Here is a 25,019-nt window from a genome sequence, read left to right on the forward strand (position 1 = left end):
AATAATTCCTATTCTTCTAATAATGATTAGCTCAAATTAAATTCTTTTTTTATTAACTTATTAAATTGAATGAGTTATACAGAAAATTATATTCTGCTGACTTTTCAATAAAAAGATTATTTTTAGAGGTTGTTTTTTACTCTATCTAGTTTTATTCGCGAAAAAATAAGTAACAAAAAAGCAATATCATTAACAATTTAAAATAATTGCTTACATTTAATTAAAATGACAACTTCACCTTAAAATCTACTGATTATTAACAAAAATCCATAATATTTAACATGCATCGCTATTTTGCTATCTAAATTTAACATAATAAACATATTGATATAAATTACATATTGAAATTACTCAAATTTATCGAGTTAATAGTTGTAGTTTTCTCGAATATTCGATATAAAATTTATGATAATAACAACGCATACATAAAAATTATTAATATAAAATGAGATTTCATTATGACATTAAACCAAGTGACTAAAAAGAAACTGTTTAAATTTGGCCTAGGATGGCAAATACTGGTTGCTCTTATTTTAGGTGTTATTGCTGGTGCACTTTTACATGATAATACAGAGTACAAAGATTGGTTGATTCTAAATATTCTTTCCCCGGCAGGTAAAATATTTATTCAGTTAATCAAAATGATTGTTGTTCCTATTGTTATATCGACTCTAATTGTTGGAATAGCCGGGGTTGGTAATACTAAGCAATTAGGTTCTCTCGGCTTTAAAACTATCCTTTATTTCGAAATTATCACTACAATTGCCATTATCGTCGGTATCTCTTTTGCCAATATATTCCAGCCTGGTGTTGGTATCGATATGTCGCAATTAACGCAAGTCGATATTTCTCAATATGAAAAAACCACTCAAGAAGTCGAAAGCCACCCTTCGGGGATCATTAATACGATCTTAACTTTAGTTCCGAGTAATATTTTCGCAGCGATGGCAAGTGGTGATATGCTACCAGTCATCTTTTTTGCTGTATTATTTGGCTTGGGGCTCTCTTCTTTACCATCAGAGAAGAAACAACCGTTACTCAATGTATTACAGACTTTCTCTGAAACAATGTTCCGTGTAACAAATATGATTATGATGTATGCCCCAATCGGGGTTTTCGCATTAATATCCGTTACCGTCGCTAACTTCGGCTTTTCATCATTAGTTCCTTTATTAAAACTTGTTATCCTCGTCCATTGTGCAATTATATTTTTTGCTGTAGTTGTACTAGGATTAGTCGCTCGTTATTGTCGAATAAATATTTTCACTTTAATGAAAATATTAAAAGATGAGTTATTGCTCGCTTACTCAACAGCCAGTTCTGAAACCGTACTTCCTCGTATTATGGATAAAATGGAAAAATATGGTGCTCCTAAATCCGTAACAAGCTTTGTTATTCCAATTGGCTATTCATTTAACTTAGATGGCTCTACATTATACCAAAGTATTGCTGCTATTTTTATTGCCCAACTCTATGGTATTGAACTTTCCATTGGGCAAGAACTAATCTTAGTATTTACCCTTATGATCACATCTAAAGGTATTGCGGGTGTCCCTGGAGTTTCATTTGTTGTTCTGCTTGCCACATTAGGAAGTGTCGGTATCCCACTAGAAGGATTGGCATTCATTGCGGGTGTTGACAGAATTCTTGATATGGCACGTACTGCACTTAACGTTGTAGGCAACGCCCTAGCCGCACTTGTTATTGCCAAATGGGAACATAACTATGACGATAAAAAAGCTCGTGAATATGAAGAAAGTTTTTAGTTTATTCTAAAGTAACTCTATATTAGAATAGTCTTCGATTAACATCGTTATTGAAGGCTATTCGATTTTTACATATTTTACGTGATAAATGACCAGATATTTTATTATTTATTAATTACTCATTAACTTAGTTATTTTTACTTATTAAGTGTAATTTATTTCACATTTTTTTAATTTTTTAAATGGAAATTGGTATTTTATTATTAGTGGAACTACACTAAAAAAGAGTTTTAATTAGCCGTTTATTATATTCGCCAAAGCAGGAAACAATGAATCAAGTAAGAAGATTTCTTTTGTTTTTAAAGGTGCTCCAACACCTAATGGTAATTTTTATATTTTCATTATCATACTTTATGCTACACAGCTGGTTATAACGATAACCTTGTGCTAAACAAGGCTATAAATTATTAATAGACGAGATAAAACATGTGTTTATCTCGTTTTTTATTATGAACTTTAAAGTGCCATAAGATAAATATAAAACTAGCTATAAAGCGACACTTCCCCTTCAGGCCGGGTTTTAAACCGTCGATGAGCCCAAAGGTACTGCTCGGGCGCTTTCATTATTTCAACCTCTAAGATAGAGTTAATTATTGTTGCATCCTGTAATGCATCAGAGCTTGGGTATTCTAGTATTTCTTTTCCCAGTACCAAATCATAATTAGCACCGCTCTTATTTCTCAATAATGTTACCGTGAGTGTTGGAGATTTAGATAATTGAGCAAGTATTGAGGTTCCTTTTGACGTGGAACTATTTTTGACAGAAAAAAACGGCGCAAATATCGTGCCTTTTCTTCCAAAATCTTGGTCCGGTGCAAACCATATGGATTTACCACTTTTTAACTCTTGAACCATAAATTTTAAATTTTTACGATCAATCATTCCTTTACCAGAACGACACCGTCCTTTTGTCTGAATATATTCCATCGCTTTATTGTTATGAGGACGATACATTGCATTAACAGGAAAACAAAGCCCCATAATCCGGCCACCGAGTTCAAGTGACATAAAATGGACCCCAACAATAATCACACCTTTATTTTTAGCAATAGCATCTAAGTAATTGGACATTCCTTTTACTTGAAATAATTTTTTAACTTTTTTATCACTCCAAAACCAGGCTATCCCAGTTTCAAATAATGCGATACCTAAAGATTTTAAGTTATCATTCACCAAAGTATCTATTTCATTTTTGTTTTTATTTGGGAAACACAATTCTAAATTTCGCTTAATGATTGATACTCTTCTTTTAATAAAATACCGTGAATTACTGCCTAAAAAAGCACCAAGCCACATTTGCCATTTATACGGCAATTGAACTAATAAAAATAAGATAAAAACTCCCACCCAAGTTACTACATACTTCGGGTGGACCAATTTCAGTGAAAATGGGTTTTTGGCGTACATTATATCTCCCAATACTTCGCCTTTGCAGAATGCACGCTATTTTAGACAATATTTAGTCTTTTAAATTCAACATGATTACTACAACAAGATGGGTTTTCACCCATAACTATCTGAATACCTTGCAGTTCATCTCCCTTTCGAGTAGATAACAGCCGAATAATCTTTCCAAGCCATTAAGCAATATTTGATTTTTAATATGGCTAATTAATAAATAGCTCTGTGAAGTTCGTTTTCTATTCATCAAAACTATGCATCGGTTAGGCCAACAACATAATCACTTAAACTGCAAGGAACAGATAAAATTATCACATATATGGCTTAATTAATCTCACTATTAATATGCACTTTTGTCATTTTGCGAATTTTTTTGCTGATTTTTGTCAATTTAATCGTTACTTTTTATTGGTGCTTTCAAGAAGCCACCACAATCAGCGATGGAAAGAAAAATTGATGTTCTTTTGGTGATGGAGCCAGAAGTTTGTCACATCAGCGACTTAAGGTAGTTAAATAATATGGATTACAAGCAAGAAAAAACCCGTTACATCTATTAAATGTAACGGGTTCTTATTTGGTGCCGGCTACCGGAGTCGAACTGGTGACCTACTGATTACAAGTCAGTTGCTCTACCAACTGAGCTAAGCCGGCGAATATGGCGGAGAGATAGAGATTCGAACTCTAGGATGGTTTCCCATCGGCGGTTTTCAAGACCGCTGCCTTCGACCGCTCGGCCATCTCTCCATGGGGCGAGATTATGGAGGAATCCCAGCAACTTGTCTACCCCTGAAAGTAAAAAAATTGATTTTTTTACTTCGTTTGGCTAATCTTCACTCAATTGCTCTATCTTTTCCAAGAAAAATGGTAATATCTGTGCAAAATCGGTGTCTATCCTTTCTCTAGGCGTATGATTTTTAACCTAATAATACTTTTGCCGATGGGACGACTTGCTACAGTATGTACAAACAATCATTATTAAAGCCAAACACTCTTTTTCGTATTTTCGCAGCATTTATTTTACTGCTGATAGTGATGCTTTGTTTATCACTATTTAACTACTATCAAGCATTGGTTCAAAGCCGTCAGGCTAGTTTGAACAGTATGGCTAGTCGGTTAGCGTATCAAATCGAAGATTATCGTTATCAAGCAAGCCATATCTACAAAATTGCCAATAATAAATCCTCTACCCCATCCGCTGATCAGCTTGCCGTGACAGGAATACGCCATGATATTTTTTGGCTAAGTAGTGCCAACCAATCCATCGATGCTATTGTGTTTGGCAATAATAAGCAAAGTAGTAATGTTTTAGCATCTAAACTTGCAAATTATATGGAGATTGTCTGGGGAGCCCGTAATGAATATAACTCAATGTATTATCTCAATGGCTTAGACAATACCCTAGTCTTAGTGACCACTCATTCAATTCTTAAACCTGAGCTACGCTTTAAAGAAAGTTATCTCACATTAACTGCTGAAGAAAAACGTGCTGATATGTTGACTCAATCAACATTATTAGACCGACGGGAAATAATTTCAAATATTCAAAAGTACTCCCCCGATAACCTTTTTTACTATACTTACCGGCTAATGTTTAATTCTCCAGGGCAGCTAACGAGTGTCATATCCTTTGATATTTCTATCAATTCACTGATCCCTCCAAATTTAAATGGGGATTTTTTTACGATTAATACACGCCCTGCAAGCACAGGAAGCAATGAACCTCATACAACTTGGGTCGGAACTAACCTCATTTTCTCCCACCCTATTGATGGCACCAGCTATCAACTTTATTACCATGTCTCATTAAAAAGTATTATCTTTAATGTTATTGGCTATAACTTATGGCTAATGACTGGCATGCTTATTATGATCTTCTTCGCTTTACTGATCATGCTATTCATTCGTAAGCGCCTTATTTCGCCCAATACAAATATGTTGCAAGAGCTGAGTTTTAATGAATCATTGACAAGCGATATTATCAGCCATATTTCATACGGTATTTTGGTTTATGACTTTAATACTAACAAAAAAATTCTGAGCAATGATATTGCTAACCAGTTATTACCTTCTATGGATCTTATTCACATTAAAGAAATGGCGATAGAAAACCATGATGTTATCCAAGTTTCTATCGAGAATATTATCTATGAAGTTATTCTTGTCAATAGCATGACAAAACCCAATACCGTTCTCTTTATTATTATCGACAAAGACAAAGAAGCCTTGACCCAAAAACGTCAAGAATTAGCGAATCGTGAGTACAAAAAAAATATTCACATGCGTAAGATTGTATTTGAGAATATGTGTACTGAGATATTACCCTCACTAATTAAGGTGGATGAACAATTAACTAAATTATCCGAAATAGTCAGCGTAAATAACCGCGCATTTATTTTAGAAATTGAAAGTCAGCTTTTTTATATCAATCGCTGGTTTAAAAACATTAACTTATTAAATCAGCTTGAGTCTCAAGCTAGCTCAGTAAAAACTGAAAACGTTTCTATCAGTAATCTTGTTAGCGAGTTTTTGAAACAAAATTTATCCCAATGCAATAACAAGGGGTTAGCACTTTATTTTCATGATAATCTCAATCCAGATTCACTGATCATGGCAAACCCTGATTATTTAAAACAGTTAATACAACTAATTTGGGATTATTCTATTGCGACAACCTCTTTTGGAAAAATTTCATTCGCGTTATCTTATGATGCCAATAAAAATGTAATTTTATTGAGTATTAAAGACAGTGGAACTGGGGTCAGTAATCTTGAGCTTAGTAATTTACACAGTCCTTTTACTGGGCAAATTTTGAATGCTTCTAACTTTACGCGTTCAGGCATAACATTTTATTTATGTAAGTTACTGGTTAAAAAAATGAATGGTACTTTTTCTATTCGTTCTAGTGATGCAATAGGCACTCATTATGAAATTACGCTTCCTGCAGCTAAAGAAATGCTCGTCAAAGACTTCCCAGCTTTATTGGAAGATGTTTGTATACGTTTAAATATACATAATGCAGATATCTCACGGATTGTTAGGAACATATTAACAAATTATGGAGCAGAATATTTGGACTTAAGTGAAAGTTCCCCTCACACCGACTGGGATCTTTTGATAACTGATAATAATGAGGAATGTTTTGAAAATATTGTTAAAGTAAATGGTACTCTTTTAGGGATTAATCAATTACAACCTCATTACATCGAAACTAACTACAATTTTGCTGATGAATTAATTGATGCTATCTCATTATTGATCGAAAACGCAGAGCATGAGCATGCTGATATTTTGCCTCCAGACCATGTTAGTACTCAAGCGCTTTCACAGAACTCGAATGAATCAATTGAAAATGCAATTACAAGTTATCAATTAGCACTGGCAAATAGCGGATATCGAGATTTGTTTATCACAACAGTACCGATAGATATTAATAAACTGTATAATAGTGAAAGTGTTGAGGATTTGACCGAATTGAAAAACACTGCACATCGTTTAAAAGGAGTTTTTGCTATGCTCGAATTTACTTATCTTCATGAACTTTGTGAAGATTTGGAGCGTTACATAGCAGATGAAAACGGATTGGAAATAAAAAATTGCATTAGCGTGCTGGATAATTCAGTCAAAAAACTAATGCCAGAAGGTAACCAATAATATGAATAACCTAAATGTCATTGTTGCCGATGATCACCCTATCGTTCTTTTCGGCATCAGAAAATCACTTGAACAAATTGAATGGGTGAATATCGTAGGGGAATTTGAGGACTCAACCTCTTTGATTAATAACTTAGCACGTTTAAACGCAGACGTACTAGTTACTGATTTATCTATGCCAGGTGATAAATATGGCGATGGTATTACTTTAATCAAATACATCAAGCGGCATTATCCTGACCTGTCAATTATTGTTCTCACTATGAACAATAACCCTGCCATTCTTAGCGCTATTTTAGAGCTGGATATTGAAGGAATTGTGTTAAAACAAGGTGCGCCAGCTGATTTACCTAAAGCTTTAGCGGCTTTACAGAAAGGCAAAAAATTCACACCAGAAAGCGTGAGCAAACTGTTAGAAAAAGTCAATGCAAGCGGCTATGGCGATAAACGTTTATCACCAAAAGAAAGTGAAGTGCTACGTTTGTTTGCTGAAGGTTTTTTGGTCACTGAAATTGCAAAGAAACTTAACCGCAGTATAAAAACAATCAGTAGCCAGAAAAAATCAGCTATGCTGAAATTAGGTGTTGAAAATGATATAGCGCTACTGAATTACCTTTCTTCTGTCAGCATTGATAACTCGCCTTCAGAGTAAATTTCATTTTAACTATAAGACTACGCCAATAAAAACCCAGTTATGGGTTTTTATTTTTGCGTCCTTTTCTAGTCACATTCAACAATAGCGCGTCAAAGTCTCACGTAAAATTGCAATTGTTGTCGGTTTTGATAAACAATCATTCATTCCTGCGTTAATACAGCGTTGCTTTTCTTCTGCCATTGCATTAGCAGTTAATGCAATAACGGGTAAATTGAACTCTAAACGGCGCAGTTCCTTTGCCAACTGGTAGCCATCCATATTTGGCATATTTACATCCGTTAAAACAATATCAACATGATGATTATCTAAATATTTTAATGCATCTAGCCCATCTATCGCTGTGCCTGTAGTAAAACCGATAGTCGCTAATTGTTCACTCAATAATGCTCTATTAATTGGATGGTCATCGACAATTAATACATGGTGTTCACTTAACGAATGGTCAGCAACCAATGATGGATTTACTGTACTATTTTTCAGCGATTGCTCGGCCGTTTTCATGATGGCTTTATCAATTAAGATAGGTAATTTATCTAATTGATATGTATTATAAATCCACTGGTTTTGTTTTATTTGATGGAGTTCACCCGCATAAATACTTGATAATTGGATATGATGTTCACAGATGCCCCTTTCAGCCTGCTCATAATCAGTTATTAAGAGATCATAATGTTGTGTCTTATCCGTTGTATTATGGCGGACAACAGAAAATTGTTCTTGACTTAATAAACGCAAAAGAAAGTTCATTAAAAATTCATTTCGACACGAAACAGCAATCCGATAATGAGCCCGGTATTCTGGAATATTTTTCTTAAGATATTCTTGACCATATAAAGGAATTCGAATAGTAAATGAACTACCAAGTCCAATTTGGGAACTGACCTCAATGTCACCATCCATGAGGTTAACCAGTTTTTCGCAAATAGCTAGACCTAAACCAGTTCCTTTATGGCCCATATTATTTTGGTCATAAACTTGAAAGAATGGATCAAACAACTTCATGACCACCGCATGTGTCATTCCAATTCCTGAATCACGTATTTCAATCTTTAAATAATTCTCATCTTTCCATACATAAAGCAATACAAAACCTGATTCTGTAAACTTAATACTATTATTAACAATGTTAGAAATCACTTGTTGTAAACGAACAGGGTCATTCAAAATGAGATCAGGTATATTAGGCTCAATATAGGAATATAATGATATTTTTTTCTTCGTCACTAATGGCAGATAGTTTGCTAATACAAACGCAAAAACCTCTCGACAATTAAACAATTTGCTTTCTATTTTCAATTGCTTAGATTCAATTTTCGAAAAGTCTAAAATATCACTAATAATCTGCAATAAAAGTGAAGATGAATTATCCATAGTTGAGACTAAGCGTGTTGCTTTCTCCGGTAATTCATAACGTTGTAGTAATTCTATATTACCAATAATTCCATATAACGGCGTTCTTAATTCATGACTAACTGTCGCTAAAAACATTGACTTAGCATGGTTTGCTTGTTCCGCCGCATCGGCTACATCTTGTAGCGATTTTTCCATTTGAACACGAATGCTAATGTCGACTAATACACAAATAGCGACATCTTCATTTTGGTATCGAGAGTTTACAAAGCTAATTTGTAAGTGTGTGCCGTTGGTTGTCACCACATCTATATAATTGCTCGATTTTTGGCGAATAATTGTCAATATTCGCTGTTTATCATCATCATTTAACAGCCGAAAATAGTCGTGAGCTAATTCATTACTGAGAATATTACCACCATCTGTTAATCTTAAAATGATGATACCGACCGGTGCTGATGCTACAATTTTGTGGTTGAATTGTTCATGTTCCTCAAGCCGTATCGCAGTGTTCTCTGCGGGTTCTAGCATTTTCCTTTCAAGTAACCAAATTAAAAAGAAAATCAGCCCACCCGTAAAAATATTTAGGAGGATACCGTAAAAAATGGTGTTTTCTAAACTCGCTAATATTTCCGACGTCGCAATTGAGAAAATGACCGTAATTTGAGAAGGTGCTAACCTTTTTTTGAAGATTAATTTTGAGTAATCTGAGTTAAAACCGAAAAATGAAGGCTCAGAAATATTGAGCAATGCAGAGCTCTTAGGATTGATATCTGTAGGTGAATATAAAACAGGCTGGTTATAGTCGTTAATTATCAATATTTCGATAGCCTTATTTCGCCGTATATTAAATTGATTTAAATTAATTGAACGTTCTAGCCCAATAAATGCGGGGAGCAGATTATCGTGCTTGATTGCTTGAATTAAGTAAACCTGCCCATAATCCGGCTGAGCACCATGCGTAATGGTAAATAGCTTACGCTCTTTACCTTGTAGCCTTAAACCTTGATAAGTTCGCACACTTTCGTAGCTAACTTTTTTTAGTATTTCTATATCCGATATTGTAGAACGAATAGGATAATCCACCAGACAATAACTTTTCGAACCCACTAAAAAGACATGGTTTAAAGCTTGAGGCGCTGCAATACTCTCTTTCCAAAAATAATTCAATTGTTCAAAAGCCTGCAAATAGTTTTCAGCTTTATCCCTAAAATGATCACAATCCGTATTCGGAGTTAATTTATAGAACGAGTAATTAGAGGCATTTGGCAATTCCATAAATTTACTCGTAAAAGTATTTTCCTCTGTCGATTCTTGCAGCTTTATTTGGTACAGATCAGTCATCGACTGAATAGAATTCAGTGTCGCCGCCGTTTGCTGTATATAGACTTGTAGGTTTTCATACCCAGAATAGAACTGCTGGCGAAGATCAGATTTGTATTCATTAAATTGCGAATAAAGGAAAAATAAAGTGATAAAAGCACCCATGCCCCACAACATCAAGCCGAGGATACGAAATAAATCCCGAGAAAGTCTAAGTGATGTTTTAAACGAGGGTAAGTATCTCAAGCGTTTTCCTGTATATTCGATACGATGATCGCTAATTATACTCGATTACATAATAAAAAAGCGACAGACATGAAAAGTAATAAAACTAAGAAATTTAGACTAGAAACTAAAACGGGCAGCTAATATGCTACCCGTTCATTAAATTAAACGCGATAATTACTCTTGATCGTCGATATTTGCATCATCAACACCGTTTTCTTCAGTGTTTTCAATCGCATTCTCATCATCATTATTTTCATCATCATCTGTTTCAGCAACACGTTGTAAACCAACCACTTTTTCATCTTCAGCTGTTCTAATCAAGGTCACACCTTGCGTATTACGGCCAACGACGCTCACTTCAGATACACGGGTACGAACTAATGTGCCGGCATCCGTAATCATCATGATTTGGTCAGTTTCATCAACTTGAATAGCTCCAACAACATTACCGTTTCGCTCACTCACTTTGATAGAGATAACCCCTTGAGTTGCACGCGATTTAGTTGGGTATTCTGCTTCTTCAGTACGTTTACCATAACCATTTTCTGTGACAGTTAAGATATGGCCTTCACCACGTGGAATGATCAAGGATACGACTTTATCGTTATCCATTAATTTAATTCCACGAACCCCCGTTGCAGTACGTCCCATTGGGCGAACAGCATCTTCAGCGAAGCGCACAACTTTACCTTGTGCAGAGAACAGCATGACTTCATTTGAACCATCGGTTAAATCAACCCCAATCAGTTCATCACCTTCATTCAAGTTCACTGCAATAATACCGGCACTTCTTGGGCGGCTAAACTCTTGTAAAGGTGTTTTCTTCACAGTACCACTCGCCGTTGCCATGAAGACGTTATAACCCTCTTCATATTCACGTACAGGTAAGATAGCAGTAATGCGTTCATCTTGCTCAAGTGGTAATAAGTTAACAATTGGACGACCACGAGCACCACGACTCGCTTCTGGCAACTGATAAACTTTCATCCAATACAAACGCCCACGACTTGAGAAACACAAGATGGTGTCGTGCGTATTGGCGACCAATAAGCGTTCAATGAAGTCTTCGTCTTTTGTTCGTGCAGCAGATTTACCTTTACCACCACGGCGCTGTGCTTCGTAATCAGACAGAGGCTGATATTTCACATAACCTTGGTGAGATAATGTCACTACCACATCTTCTTGATTGATCAAATCTTCAATATTGATGTCTGCGGTATTTTCTGTAATTTCTGTACGACGAGGATCATTATAAGTATCACGAATAATTTCTAACTCTTCGCGAATCACTTCCATCAAACGTTCAGGACTACGTAAAATAAACAGTAAAGCTTCAATTTGTACTAGAAGATCACGGTACTCTTCCAGTAGTTTTTCGTGCTCAAGACCGGTTAATTTTTGGAGACGTAAATCCAAAATAGCTTGGGCTTGTTGCTCAGTCAGGAAATATTGCCCCTCATGAACACCGAACTGTGGTTCTAACCACTCAGGACGAGCTGCATCATCACCTGCACGCTCTAGCATTGCCGCTACATTACCCAGATCCCAAGAACGTGCAATCAACCCTGCTTTAGCTTCAGCTGGCGTTGGTGCTTTACGGATCAATTCAATAATTGGGTCAATATTAGCAAGTGCGATTGCCAGTGCTTCAAGGATATGAGCACGGTCACGCGCTTTACGCAATTCGAAAATCGTACGACGAGTGACAACTTCACGACGGTGACGCACAAAAGCAGCAATGATATCTTTTAAATTCAGTATTTTCGGTTGCCCTTGATGTAGAGCCACCATATTGATACCAAAAGAAACTTGCAATTGAGTCAAGGAATATAAGTTGTTCAGGACAACTTCACCCACAGCATCGCGTTTAACTTCAATAACAATGCGCATACCGTCTTTATCCGACTCGTCACGCAGTGCACTGATTCCTTCAACACGTTTGTCTTTAACTAACTCTGCAATTTTTTCAATCAAGCGAGCTTTATTCACTTGATAAGGGATTTCGCTGACAATAATGGTTTCGCGACCATTTTTCTCATCGACTTCCACTTCAGCGCTTGCACGGATATAGACCTTGCCACGCCCTGTACGATATGCATCAATAATCCCACGACGGCCGTTGATAATAGCCGCTGTTGGGAAATCAGGCCCTGGAATGTGTTCCATTAAACCTTCAATACTGATGTCTTCATCTTCTATATAAGCAAGACAACCATTAATCACTTCCCCTAAATTGTGAGGAGGAATATTGGTTGCCATCCCAACCGCAATACCAGACGACCCATTAACCAAAAGGTTTGGAATTTTCGTTGGCATGACTTCAGGAATTTGCTCTGTTCCGTCATAGTTTGGAACGAAATCAACGGTTTCTTTTTCAAGGTCAGCAAGTAGCTCATGGGCAATTTTCGCCATACGGATTTCCGTATAACGCATTGCCGCAGCGGAGTCTCCGTCAACTGAACCGAAGTTTCCCTGACCATCAACCAGCATGTAACGCATTGAGAAAGGCTGTGCAAGACGAACAATTGTCTCGTAAACAGCGATATCACCATGTGGATGGTATTTACCGATGACGTCCCCAACAATACGGGCAGATTTTTTATAGGGTTTATTCCAATCATTTCCCAATACATTCATCGCATACAGTACTCTGCGGTGTACTGGCTTCAGTCCATCTCGAACATCTGGAAGCGCACGGCCGACAATAACGGACATTGCATAATCCAAATACGAACTTTTAAGCTCTTCTTCGATATTAACTGGTGTGATTTCTCTGGCAATCTCGCTCATGGAACCACTGTCCCTCATAACTTCGGATTCAAAGAGTAGAACTATACCACAATTCGCCAATTTAATAAAAATAAGAGACGGGTATTTGTCTTCCAAGCTATGTATAATAGCGGAAAATTAAGTTTATGTGTCCGAAACTTGAAGGTTTATCAATTAATAACTGCAATAATTACATTGTTGTTTATATTTTAGCCATCAATGCTTGTCGGGCTACTATTCCCCCTATTAAACATAGTTTAAATACAGTTTAAATATAACTATCGTTAATAAGCTTTCGGGTAATAGGTTAAAAATAGGAGCTTCTTTGTATGAATGACACCCAAACCCCAACCTACCTTAACGTCGATAAGCAAGAAATCGAAAAATTCGAGTCCATTGCCTCACGTTGGTGGGACTTAGAAGGGGAATTCGCCCCACTACACCGCATCAATCCATTACGCTTAGGTTATATTATGCAGCGTGTAGACGGTATTTTCGGTAAAAAAATTCTTGATGTTGGCTGCGGCGGTGGCATTTTATCGGAAAGTATGGCGCGTGAAGGTGCAGAAGTCACCGGTCTTGATATGGGTGCCGAGCCTTTAATGGTTGCTCGCTTACATTCTCTTGAGTCCGGCATTCCAGTTGAATATGTACAAGAAACCGTTGAACAACATGCAGACAAGCACCCTCAAGCCTATGATGTTGTCACGTGTATGGAGATGCTTGAACATGTTCCGGACCCTCAGTCTGTCGTTAGGGCTTGCGCAAAATTAGTCAAACCGGGTGGACACGTAATTTTTTCAACCATCAACCGTAATAAAAAAGCATGGCTAATGGCTGTTGTTGCTGCTGAATATATAATGAAAATCGTCCCAAAAGGCACTCATGACGCAAACAAGTTTATTCGCCCTTCTGAGTTAATTCATTGGATTGACGGCACACCATTAAAAGACAAACATATCATAGGGTTGCATTATAATCCATTAACAGACAAGTTCTGGCTTGGGCCAAATGTTGATGTAAACTATATGCTGCATACGGTAAACGAATAGTCATTTAGTCGTGAAAAGAATAAATCACAAGCACTACGTTTAAGAAAGCAGCAAACGATCGCATTTTACAAAATTTATTTTAGTCCTCATGTCGGAAGCATTTTTTTTATTAATGCCTTTTACCATGCAGCTTACCGACATGATCACTTTTCTTATCCAACCAGTTATCCACAAGATCCCTCTAATTTGTTCACTTGATAAAATCACATATTAACATTATCTTGTTATGGTATTCTAAACAAACTACTACATATAGTGGTACAACAAAACATAATACAACTAGTCTCATGGCATTACACCATGAGCTTTTTTATGTTTATTTTAAACTATTTGTAGTTCAACCAAGGTGTACTTGCTCATGAACCAGAGTCTGTTAGTCACAAAGCGTGATGGACATAAAGAACGCATTGATCTTGATAAAATCCACAAGGTAATCACCTGGGCTGCTGAAGGCCTAAGTAACGTATCCGTTTCTCAAGTGGAGTTACGTTCACAGATTCAGTTTTATGATGGGATCAGAACTTCTGATATTCACGAAACGATGATCAAAGCAGCAGCAGATTTAATTACGGGTGATACCCCTGATTACCAATACCTAGCTGCGCGTCTTGCTATTTTTAACTTACGCAAGAAAGCCTATGGCCAGTTTGAACCGCCTGCATTATATAAGCATGTTAAACACCTCGTTGAAATGGGGAAATATGACAAGCATTTGCTGGAAGACTACTCTGAAGCAGAGTTCGAGCAAATGGATAGCTTTATTGATCATTGGCGTGATATGAACTTCTCCTATGCGGCTGTAAAACAGCTTGAAGGGAAATATTTAGTTCAAAACCGTGTAACGGGTGAAATCTATGAAAGCGCACAGTTTTTATATATTTTAGTTGCAGCTTGCCTATTTTCACATTATCCAAAAGAAACACGCCTCGATTATATCCGTCGTTTCTATGATGCCGTTTCAACATTCAAAATTTCATTACCTACGCCGATTATGGCGGGGGTACGTACGCCTACACGTCAATTCAGCTCTTGCGTACTGATTGAGTGTGGTGACAGCTTGGATTCTATCAATGCAACCTCAAGCGCAATTGTGAAATATGTCTCACAACGTGCAGGGATTGGGGTGAATGCAGGCCGTATCCGTGCATTAGGCAGCCCAATTCGTGGTGGAGAAGCTTTCCATACGGGTTGTATTCCATTCTATAAACACTTCCAAACTGCGGTTAAATCATGTTCGCAAGGTGGTGTTCGCGGTGGCGCTGCAACCTTGTTCTACCCTATTTGGCACCTTGAAGTAGAAAGCTTACTGGTTCTAAAGAATAACCGTGGGGTTGAAGGTAACCGTGTTCGCCATATGGATTACGGTGTGCAATTAAACAAGTTAATGTATGAGCGTCTGATTAAAAACCAAGACATTACATTATTCAGCCCATCGGACGTTCCGGGTCTTTATGACGCCTTTTTCGCAGATCAAGACGAATTTGAACGTCTATATGTGAAATATGAGCAAGATGAAAACATTCGTAAATCGAGCGTTAAAGCGGTTGAGCTATTTTCATTAATGATGCAAGAACGTGCGTCTACTGGCCGTATTTATATTCAAAACGTTGACCACTGTAATACACATAGCCCATTTGACCCGCAGATTGCGCCAGTTCGTCAGTCGAATTTATGTTTAGAAATTGCGCTGCCAACTAAGCCATTAAATAATATAAATGACGAAAATGGTGAAATTGCGCTGTGTACATTATCGGCATTTAACTTAGGGGCGATTGATAGTCTAGATGAATTAGAAGAGCTAGCAATATTAGCTGTTCGTGCACTCGATGCGCTACTTGATTACCAAGATTACCCAATCATTGCAGCTAAACAAGGCTCAATGGGCCGTCGTACATTAGGTATTGGCGTGATTAACTACGCTTATTATCTCGCGAAGCACGGCGTTCGTTATTCTGATGGCAGTGCAAACAACTTAACGCATAAAACATTCGAAGCCATTCAGTATTATCTATTAAAAGCCTCGAATGAGTTAGCAAAGGAGCAAGGTGCTTGCCCATGGTTCAATGAAACAACTTATGCACAAGGCGTTTTACCTATCGATACCTATAAAAAAGAGCTCGATAAGTTAACTAATGAACCTTTGCATTACGATTGGGAAGCGTTACGCCAAGAAATTAAACAACATGGTCTGCGTAACTCGACACTGTCTGCATTGATGCCTTCAGAAACATCATCACAGATTTCTAACGCAACCAATGGTATTGAACCACCGCGTGGTTATATCAGTATTAAAGCCTCTAAAGATGGTATCTTGCGCCAAGTGGTGCCTGATTACGAAAATCTGAAAGGTGCTTATGAGCTACTGTGGCAAATGCCTTCAAATAGTGGCTACTTACAACTCGTTGGTATCATGCAGAAATTTATCGACCAGTCGATTTCTGCTAACACAAACTATGACCCAACTCGTTTTGAGAGCGGTAAAGTACCAATGAACCAATTGCTAAAAGATTTATTGCTCGCCTATAAGTTTGGTGTGAAAACACTTTACTATCATAACACTCGCGATGGGGCGGAAGATGTTCAGGGCGATCTGGAAGAAGTTGTTGAGTCAGCGGATTCCGATTGCGAAGGCGGCGCGTGTAAAATTTAATAGGAATTGTTATGTCACACACATATACAACGTTTTCACAGAAAAAAAATGACCAAATGCTGGAGCCGATGTTTTTCGGCCAACCCGTTAACGTGGCGCGTTATGATCAGCAAAAGTACCCTATTTTTGAAAAGCTGATTGAAAAACAACTGTCGTTTTTCTGGCGCCCTGAAGAGGTTGATGTCTCTCGCGACCGTATTGACTATAATGCGCTGCCAGATCACGAAAAGCATATCTTTATCAGTAATCTGAAATACCAAACGCTGCTGGACTCTATTCAGGGCCGCAGCCCTAATGTGGCATTATTGCCACTGATTTCGATTCCTGAACTGGAAACTTGGGTTGAAACGTGGGCGTTTTCTGAAACTATCCACTCACGTTCGTATACACATATTATTCGTAATATTGTGAATGACCCTGCCATTATTTTTGACGATATCGTTGAAAATGAAGAAATTTTAAAACGTGCTAAAGATATTTCTGGTTTTTACGATGACCTGATCGAAATGACCAATTACTATCATATGTTTGGTGAAGGCACGCATACTTGCAACGGCAAGCAAGTTACTGTTTCTCTGCGTCAGTTGAAGAAGCAGCTGTACCTGTGCCTAATGAGCGTTAATGCGCTCGAAGCAATTCGTTTCTATGTTAGCTTCGCCTGTTCATTTGCGTTTGCTGAACGCGAGCTAATGGAAGGAAATGCTAAAATCATCAAACTGATCGCACGTGATGAAGCACTGCACTTAACTGGTACACAACACATGTTGAACCTGTTACGTTCGGGGCAAGATGACCCAGAAATGGCAGAAATCGCGGCAGAGTGCGAGCAAGAATGTTATGACTTATTCGTTCAAGCGGCAGAGCAAGAGAAAGAGTGGGCTGACTACCTATTCAGCGAAGGCTCTATGATTGGTTTAAATAAAGATATTTTATGCCAATATGTTGAATATATTACTAATATTCGCATGCAAGCTGTCGGTCTGAAATTGCCATTTGAAACGCGTTCAAACCCAATTCCATGGATCAACGCATGGTTGGTGTCTGACAACGTACAAGTTGCGCCTCAAGAGGTTGAAGTCAGTTCTTATTTAGTCGGCCAAATTGACTCTCAAGTCGATACCGACGATTTGAGCGACTTCGAACTATAAGCATGGCAAGCCATAAAATCACCCTGCGGTTAACGCAGGGTGTTCAAGTCCCCTTCCATACTGAAGTCCATTCGTGTTTGTTGGAAGCCTTAGAAGACAGCCGTATTCCTGTAGAATATCAATGCCGTGAAGGCTACTGCGGTTCATGCCGAGTGACGTTATTACATGGGAAAGTGGGCTATAAGCAAAAACCTATTGCATTTGTGCAAGATGGAGAAATTCTGCCTTGTTGCTGTCATCCACTTTCAGATATTGAAATTGGTTAATCTAAAATAGGTGATTGCACAGCTGTCTATCAGTTACCTGTGCAATCACTTTTTATTCACTTGCTTTATTGATTATAAATAACCATATAATCCCGCAAATATCCAACCAAATACACAAGAAACACCCACCCCAATTAACCCCGGTAGAATGAAGCTGTGGTTGATAACAAATTTACCAATACGCGTTGTTCCAGAACGGTCAAATTGAATTGCCGCAAGGTCACTAGGGTAAGTTGGTAAAATGTAATACCCATAACACGCAGGCGCAGAAGCGATAATATAAGCCGGGTCAACACCAATCCCTAGTGCAATTGGTACTACAGCGGCCAGAGCAGCTGCTTGTGAGTTAACAAACTTAGAGACTAATAATAAGATAACTGCATAAGCCCAAGGGAAATCTTTCACTAAAGAACCTAAAGTTCCTTTAATTTCATCCATATGAGCACCGAACATGGTTTCTGCCATCCATGCGATACCATATACTGCAACAATCGCAATCATCCCTGAACGGAATACTTCATTCTTTGAAATTTGTCCTGGATTAGTCTTACAAATAATGATAATTAGCGCACCTGCTAATAACATAAACATCTGGATGACTAAAACCATGGATAGTGGCTTACCGTTAACTAGCGGTCTAAGTTCAGAAAATGCGCCAAGTAATGCCACAACTGCGATGGAAGCTAAAAAAATCCACATCGCGACCCAATTAATTTTCGGTAATTTGGTATTTAGCAGTGTCACACTGTCACCATAGACATAATCATGGTTTTCAGGGACTGAGATAAACTCTTGGAATACAGGGTCTTTATCGAGATCTTTACCTCTAAACCAACTGAAAATACCAATAGCTAAAATACCAATTAATGTTGATGGAATAGTAATTGCTAATAAATCCAAAAATTCGAGTGACTTACCATTGATTGTCACACCATTTAGCATTGCGACTAATGAAACAACGGCAACTGAAACTGGGCTAGCGATAATCCCCATTTGCGCGCCAATACTACTCGCAGCCATTGGCCTTTCAGGGCGAATATTATTTTTAATCGCCGCATCGTAAATGATAGGTAAAATTGTATACACCACATGCCCTGTACCACACAAAATGGTTAAGATACATGTCACAAAAGGTGCCACAATAGAAATGTACTTAGGGTTTTTCCGCAGTAGTCGTTCTGCAATTTGCAGCATGACATCCAAACCGCCTGATGCTTGTAACGTTGCTGATGCAGCAACAACAGCAATGATAACAAGCATTACATCAACAGGCGGTTTTCCAGGCGGTAAACCAAAGCCAAAAACTAAGATAACTAGACCAACACCACCTAATAGCCCGAGTGCCATTCCCCCTTTTTTTGCTCCATAGAATAAGCAAACAAGGATAATGGCGAGTTGAATCATAAAGTCCATAGTTCCATCCTTTATATATATGTTTACATATATTATCGGGATGATTTTCAAGCATTAATTTGATTTATGATAACTTCAAAATCAATTTAGTTTTATTTTTTATGCTTTTATTTTGACCTCATCACATAATTTTAATTAAGTAACTGACATACTATTCCGTTACCTACCATTTTGATAAAAATCAATCAACTACTACACCAATTTTAACAACTCACTCCATTTAAATTTACCTTTAGTCACTTTAAATCATCATTTTTTCTTTACTTTATTAACTCTGCTCATTGTCTTGAGTCTCTCTATCTACTTGATTATTAGTGTAAACTTAATATTACACTCACTGTAATTTACATTTGACAGCGAACTTGCAATCGCATAATCTGCATCACTTATTAATTATTCAAATTCAATTAGAGGAACTTGTGAAGAATCGTACGCTTGGCAGTGTGTTAATCGTTGCAGGGACAACAATAGGTGCAGGGATGTTGGCAATGCCACTTGCCGCTGCAGGAGTCGGTTTCACAGGCATCGTTTGTTTGCTTGTTGGATTATGGATGTTAATGAGTTATACCTCATTACTGTTAGTTGAAGTGTATCAGCATAACCCTGCAAATATGGGCTTAGGCTCCGTTGCTAAAAAATATCTTGGCCCAATTGGCCAGATAGTGACTGGGCTAAGTATGCTGCTATTAATGTACGCATTAACAACCGCTTATATCGGTGGAGCTGGCGTATTAATTTCAGATAGTCTGTCTTCATGGTGGGGCTTTAAAATTTCAACTGACACTGCCATTATTGCATTTACTATTATTGGTGGTGCAGTTGTCTGTATTGGTACGCATTCCGTCGATTTTATTAACCGAATTTTATTCACAGCAAAAACGATTTTTTTAGTCATCATGTTAGTTGTAATGATGCCACACGCGGAAGCCGTAAACTTAAGCACCATGCCAATTGAAAAAGGCCTTATCCTTGCCGCAGTACCCGTTATTTTTACCTCTTTTGGTTTCCATGGCAGCGTCCCAAGTTTAGTTAACTATATGAATGGGGATGTACGTAAATTACGTATGATTTTCATTACCGGAAGCGCAATTCCTTTAGTTGCTTATATTCTATGGCAGATTGCGACGTTAGGGTCTATTCCATCACATACTTTTCTCGGAATACTAGCGCAGGAATCAGGTCTAAATGGGTTACTCACCGCGATCCGCGATGTTGTCGCTACACCTCGCGTTAATATCGCCGTCAGCTTGTTTATGGATTTAGCGTTGGCCACATCTTTCTTAGGTGTCGCATTAGGCTTATTTGATTACCTCGCCGACTTATTCAAACGGAGTAATCATTTTATCGGTCGAGTGCAAACAGGCTTACTCACCTTTGTTCCGCCATTATTGGCTGCCCTATTCTTTAGTAGTTTCGTACAAGCATTAACTTATGCAGCTGTTGCACTCTCGGTCTTAGCGCTGATTATTCCTGCATTGCTAACATTACGTGTACGTAAATTAGAATCTCAAGGTGGGTATCAAGTTAAAGGTGGTACACCTATTTTAGCCTTAGTGTTGGCATGTGGTGTGGCAGTAATCGCTATCCAATTTTCGATTGTTGCCGGCTTCTTACCGAACGTCGGCTAACAAATTGATAAATTAAGCCGTAATTCGGATAACTTCAAATTACGGCTTTTGTTTATCTGAAATTAACTATCCTCACTCCCAATCAAGGTGGCCATCGTTTGATATCCGCAATCAATCAATAATCCCCTAGCATTCCTACTCTATCTCCACATATATATTATTTGCATATAATTTAATATATATTTCTTTAATTACGTCATTTGGCAGAAAATAATTCCGAAAAGACAACCCTACCCCTCTTGCTTTACAGTTATTGAGAGGTAAATAAGGAATTAGGTTGAATGAAAAGGAAAAATATTTCTGCTGTCCACGATGCAGCATTTAAGAGGTTTATGTCAAACATAGACAGCGCACGTGACTTTTTTGAAATTCACTTACCAAAACACATAAAATCATTATGTGATTTCACTACGCTAAAGCTGACTAACTCATCATTTATTGATAAACAGCTTCGCTCTCGGCTATCTGATGTTCTGTATTCAGTACAGACCTCACATGGAACAGGCTATATTTATTTATTAGTCGAGCACCAGTCAACCCCAGATAAACTGATGGCGTGGCGCTTAATGCATTATGCGTTTTTAGCAATGAATCAGCATATGCAGCAAGGAAGCACTGTATTACCTCTAGTTGTTCCTATTCTTTTCTACCACGGTACTCGTTCACCTTACCCTTACACTCAGTTATGGACAGATTGTTTTCCTCAGCCCAAGCTGGCAAATACGTTATATACACAATCATTCCCGTTGGTTGATATCACTGTAATAGACGATAATGAATTAGTAAATCATCGCAAAATTGCTGTTATGGAATTAGCGATGAAACATAAACGTTTGCGAGATGAGTTTCACCATGTGCTTCCTTTATTGGCGCAAGCACTCAATCAACACTATAATAGCGACAATGATGTGGTCACTATCATCAATTACCTATTTTCTGCTTTAGACTCAACTGATTTTGAAAAATTTATCTACACATTAGAAGCGCAAACAGAAAAGCACAAGGAGACGATTATGAATATCGCACAACGCTTACATAATAAGGGTCATCAAGAGGGCCTTCTCGAGGGGCTGCAAAAAGGCAAACAGGAAGGGCTTCAAAAAGGGCTTCAAGAAGGCGTTCAAAAAACTAAAACCACCTTAGCTCGCAACTTATTGATAAACGGTGTTAGCCCTGAAATTATTATGAAAAGCACCGGATTGAGCCGTGATGAGCTGACGTCATTAAAGTAATGCAATAAAAACTGAAGTAAATAGCTATGGATAAGCAGCTAAAAGTTTAACCAATTATTTTAAAAAATACTCAACTAAGTTTACATCATCAAATTCGCCCTAGGCGTACACATAATGTACGCCTAGGGGCATTATGAACAAGATAACCCTGTTAGAATGAAAGGCCAGCCCCTACATACCAGCCATCAGCAACTTTATCGCTACTATGACCATGTGTCCCTTTCATTTCAATTAAGCGATATCCCGCATCAATAGATAAAGGCTTAAATACCGTATAACGTGCACCGGCTTTAGCTTCGACGTACGATTTGCTGCCTGAAGTCAGTTGCTCTGGAGCACCATAAGCTTCACCGTAAATATTGAGTGAAGGCAAAGCCTGCCAATTTAACCCACCACCAACAGCTAATGCAGCACCATTACTATTGTGATCAGGTGATAGATATAGCCCTTTACCCCCTACAAATGCAGAAAAAGGCCCAATAGGTAAGCCAAATGTGGCACCAATACTACCCATTTGCCCATCATGGTCACTACGAGCCCAAGAGCCGTTAAATGCCAATCCTGCATTTTGGTTACCTAACCCTGCAGACAGCTCAGTAAAATGTTCACCTGCTTGTGCACTAACTGAAACTGCATGTGCAGTACCTACGAATAATGGTGACATCGCTGCTGCCAATAATAATAATTTGCGCATTATTTTATCCTCTTGATATTATTACCTATGGATATTACGCGAATCTCACCCTATTTTCAGCCATTCTTACCTAGATTTACGCTATAGCCTCGATAAAAGCCCTCGTTATTCATTACAAAATTTCACGCATCAAAAATTTTAGTGCAAAAAAGTGCGATAAATACGTATTTTTTTACTTGTAATCACAGTAATTGGTTATATTAATTAGATAATCAATTCCATAATAACTATACTGAATTACAAGTTTATTGTAGTCGTGTTTTTTATTTTTTACAAAATATTAACTTATTAGTTAGGTTTGTGTAGTCATTTAATCCAAACAAAGGAGCATTGTGATGAAAAAGAAAGGCCTTACTACCGCCTCAGGCGCCCCAGTCGCCAATAATAATAATGTCATGACAGCGGGTAAACGTGGCCCAATGTTATTACAGGATGTTTGGTTTTTAGAAAAACTTGCCCATTTTGACCGTGAAGTAATCCCTGAAAGACGTATGCACGCAAAAGGTTCTGGTGCTTTCGGTACCTTTACCGTAACCCATGATATTAGCCGCTATACTCGTGCAAAAATTTTCTCTGAAGTAGGGAAAAAAACAGAAATGTTCGCTCGGTTCTCTACCGTTGCAGGCGAACGTGGAGCTGCCGACGCAGAACGTGATATTCGTGGCTTCGCATTAAAGTTTTATACTGAAGAAGGTAACTGGGATATGGTGGGTAACAACACCCCTGTATTCTATTTCCGTGACCCATTAAAATTCCCTGATTTAAACCACGTAGTTAAACGTGACCCTCGCTCTAACCTGCGTACAATGGAACATAAATGGGCCTTTTTCTCCCAATTACCTGAATCTTTACACCAGTTAACCATTGATGCTAGTGACCGTGGTATCCCACAAAGTTACCGTCATATGCATGGTTTTGGTAGCCATACATATAGTTTCATCAACAGTAACAATGAACGTTTCTGGGTCAAATTCCATTTCCGTTGCCAACAAGGTATTCAAAATCTGTCTGATGAACAAGCTGAGCAGTTAGTGGGTAAAGATAGAGAAAGTTCACAGCGAGATCTGTTTGAATCCATCGAGAAAGGGGATTTCCCACGCTGGAATTTGCAAGTGCAAATTATGCCAGAAAAAGAAGCTTCTCAAGTTCCTTATAACCCATTTGACTTAACCAAAGTATGGCCACACAAAGATTATCCATTAATTGATGTCGGTTATTTTGAACTTAATCGTAATCCAGACAACTATTTTGCTGACGTAGAACAAGCGGCTTTTAGCCCTGCTAACGTGGTTCCGGGTATTGGTTTCTCCCCAGATAGAATGTTACAAGGCCGCCTGTTCTCTTATGGCGATGCTCATCGTTATCGTCTTGGTGTCAACCATCACCAAATCCCAGTAAACGCCCCACGTTGCCCATTCCATAATTACCACCGTGATGGGGCAATGCGTGTTGACGGTAATAGTGGCAACCATGTGACCTATGAGCCAAATGAAGCCGGATTATTCCAAGAACAACCGGACTTTAGCGAACCGCCATTATCTATTGAAGGTGCTGCTGACCATTGGGATCACCGCGAAGACCAAGATTATTTCAGCCAGCCACGTGCATTATATGAGTTGTTAGATGATGCCGAGCACCAACGTATGTTTAAACGTATTGCCGGTGAACTGATTGACGCTACTGAAGCCACACAAGTGCGCCAAATCGAGTTATTTAAACAAGTTCACCCTGAATACGGTGCGGGTGTCGAAAAAGCGTTAAAAGCACTAAAATAGTGTAAGTCATTAAGTGGT

15 protein-coding genes and 2 tRNA genes are annotated in these 25,019 nt (G+C 38.0%); 10 read left to right on the forward strand and 7 right to left on the reverse strand.

Annotated features, from left to right (window positions below; translation table 11 throughout):
* Positions 1-458: 458 nt before the first annotated feature.
* Complete coding sequence (gene gltP, locus SJ312_RS06320; RefSeq protein ID WP_004259943.1) at positions 459-1,766, forward strand: glutamate/aspartate:proton symporter GltP; 1,308 nt, start codon at positions 459-461, stop codon at positions 1,764-1,766.
* Between the two features lie 483 nt (positions 1,767-2,249).
* Here gltP and lpxL read toward each other — a convergent pair whose 3' ends face one another.
* From lpxL to SJ312_RS06335, 3 genes are all read right to left on the reverse strand, one after another.
* A complete protein-coding gene (lpxL, locus tag SJ312_RS06325) occupies positions 2,250-3,173 on the reverse strand; it encodes an LpxL/LpxP family Kdo(2)-lipid IV(A) lauroyl/palmitoleoyl acyltransferase (RefSeq protein ID WP_004259939.1) in 924 nt (307 codons plus the stop codon).
* A gap of 569 nt (positions 3,174-3,742) precedes the next feature.
* Positions 3,743-3,818: transfer RNA gene (locus SJ312_RS06330), tRNA-Thr, on the reverse strand.
* Between the two features lie 5 nt (positions 3,819-3,823).
* Positions 3,824-3,911: transfer RNA gene (locus tag SJ312_RS06335), tRNA-Ser, on the reverse strand.
* 213 nt (positions 3,912-4,124) lie between these two features.
* Between SJ312_RS06335 and rcsD the strand changes: the two genes are divergently transcribed.
* Entirely contained in the window at positions 4,125-6,818 is a 2,694-nt protein-coding gene (gene rcsD, locus SJ312_RS06340) for a phosphotransferase RcsD (protein ID WP_187710394.1), read from the forward strand.
* A gap of 1 nt (position 6,819) precedes the next feature.
* Positions 6,820-7,470: a response regulator transcription factor RcsB gene (rcsB, locus tag SJ312_RS06345; protein ID WP_004259923.1), complete on the forward strand. Its 651-nt coding sequence runs from the start codon at positions 6,820-6,822 to the stop codon at positions 7,468-7,470.
* A 78-nt stretch (positions 7,471-7,548) separates the two neighbouring features.
* On the opposite strand, the gene rcsC is transcribed toward rcsB, so the two are convergent.
* Together rcsC and gyrA are read right to left on the reverse strand one after the other, a co-directional pair.
* Positions 7,549-10,335, reverse strand: a complete 2,787-nt coding sequence (gene rcsC / locus SJ312_RS06350; RefSeq protein ID WP_413776502.1) for a two-component system sensor histidine kinase RcsC — start codon at positions 10,333-10,335, stop codon at positions 7,549-7,551.
* 213 nt (positions 10,336-10,548) lie between these two features.
* Positions 10,549-13,164: a DNA topoisomerase (ATP-hydrolyzing) subunit A gene (gyrA, locus tag SJ312_RS06355; RefSeq protein ID WP_201276746.1), complete on the reverse strand. Its 2,616-nt coding sequence runs from the start codon at positions 13,162-13,164 to the stop codon at positions 10,549-10,551.
* 308 nt (positions 13,165-13,472) lie between these two features.
* Here gyrA and ubiG point away from each other — a divergent pair, with 308 nt between their 5' ends.
* The 4 genes from ubiG to yfaE all read left to right on the forward strand — a co-directional run bounded on the left by ubiG (position 13,473) and on the right by yfaE (position 18,259).
* A complete protein-coding gene (ubiG, locus tag SJ312_RS06360) occupies positions 13,473-14,195 on the forward strand; it encodes a bifunctional 2-polyprenyl-6-hydroxyphenol methylase/3-demethylubiquinol 3-O-methyltransferase UbiG (protein WP_094962306.1) in 723 nt (240 codons plus the stop codon).
* Between the two features lie 358 nt (positions 14,196-14,553).
* Positions 14,554-16,845, forward strand: a complete 2,292-nt coding sequence (nrdA, locus tag SJ312_RS06365; protein ID WP_004259904.1) for a class 1a ribonucleoside-diphosphate reductase subunit alpha — start codon at positions 14,554-14,556, stop codon at positions 16,843-16,845.
* 11 nt (positions 16,846-16,856) lie between these two features.
* Positions 16,857-17,993, forward strand: coding sequence for a class Ia ribonucleoside-diphosphate reductase subunit beta (nrdB, locus tag SJ312_RS06370; RefSeq protein ID WP_004259897.1), 1,137 nt, complete (start codon positions 16,857-16,859; stop codon positions 17,991-17,993).
* Between the two features lie 2 nt (positions 17,994-17,995).
* Complete coding sequence (gene yfaE, locus SJ312_RS06375; RefSeq protein ID WP_004259896.1) at positions 17,996-18,259, forward strand: class I ribonucleotide reductase maintenance protein YfaE; 264 nt, start codon at positions 17,996-17,998, stop codon at positions 18,257-18,259.
* Positions 18,260-18,331: 72 nt separating this feature from the next.
* Here yfaE and SJ312_RS06380 read toward each other — a convergent pair whose 3' ends face one another.
* Positions 18,332-19,672: an anaerobic C4-dicarboxylate transporter gene (locus tag SJ312_RS06380; protein ID WP_096864880.1), complete on the reverse strand. Its 1,341-nt coding sequence runs from the start codon at positions 19,670-19,672 to the stop codon at positions 18,332-18,334.
* Between the two features lie 479 nt (positions 19,673-20,151).
* Between SJ312_RS06380 and tyrP the strand changes: the two genes are divergently transcribed.
* Together tyrP and SJ312_RS06390 are read left to right on the forward strand one after the other, a co-directional pair.
* Positions 20,152-21,300 carry a tyrosine transporter TyrP gene (gene tyrP / locus SJ312_RS06385; RefSeq protein ID WP_231135994.1) on the forward strand — a complete coding sequence of 383 codons (1,149 nt, stop codon included), beginning with the start codon at positions 20,152-20,154 and terminating at the stop codon, positions 21,298-21,300.
* A gap of 281 nt (positions 21,301-21,581) precedes the next feature.
* Positions 21,582-22,532 carry an Rpn family recombination-promoting nuclease/putative transposase gene (locus tag SJ312_RS06390; RefSeq protein WP_004259881.1) on the forward strand — a complete coding sequence of 317 codons (951 nt, stop codon included), beginning with the start codon at positions 21,582-21,584 and terminating at the stop codon, positions 22,530-22,532.
* Between the two features lie 151 nt (positions 22,533-22,683).
* Here SJ312_RS06390 and SJ312_RS06395 read toward each other — a convergent pair whose 3' ends face one another.
* Entirely contained in the window at positions 22,684-23,226 is a 543-nt protein-coding gene (locus SJ312_RS06395; RefSeq protein WP_096864878.1) for a YfaZ family outer membrane protein, read from the reverse strand.
* Between the two features lie 335 nt (positions 23,227-23,561).
* Between SJ312_RS06395 and SJ312_RS06400 the strand changes: the two genes are divergently transcribed.
* Positions 23,562-25,001, forward strand: coding sequence for a catalase (locus tag SJ312_RS06400; RefSeq protein ID WP_004259872.1), 1,440 nt, complete (start codon positions 23,562-23,564; stop codon positions 24,999-25,001).
* Positions 25,002-25,019: the final 18 nt, after the last annotated feature.

Origin of the sequence: Providencia sp. CIM-Carb-044, assembly GCF_033901115.1 — a bacterium.
Taxonomy (GTDB): domain Bacteria; phylum Pseudomonadota; class Gammaproteobacteria; order Enterobacterales; family Enterobacteriaceae; genus Providencia; species Providencia hangzhouensis.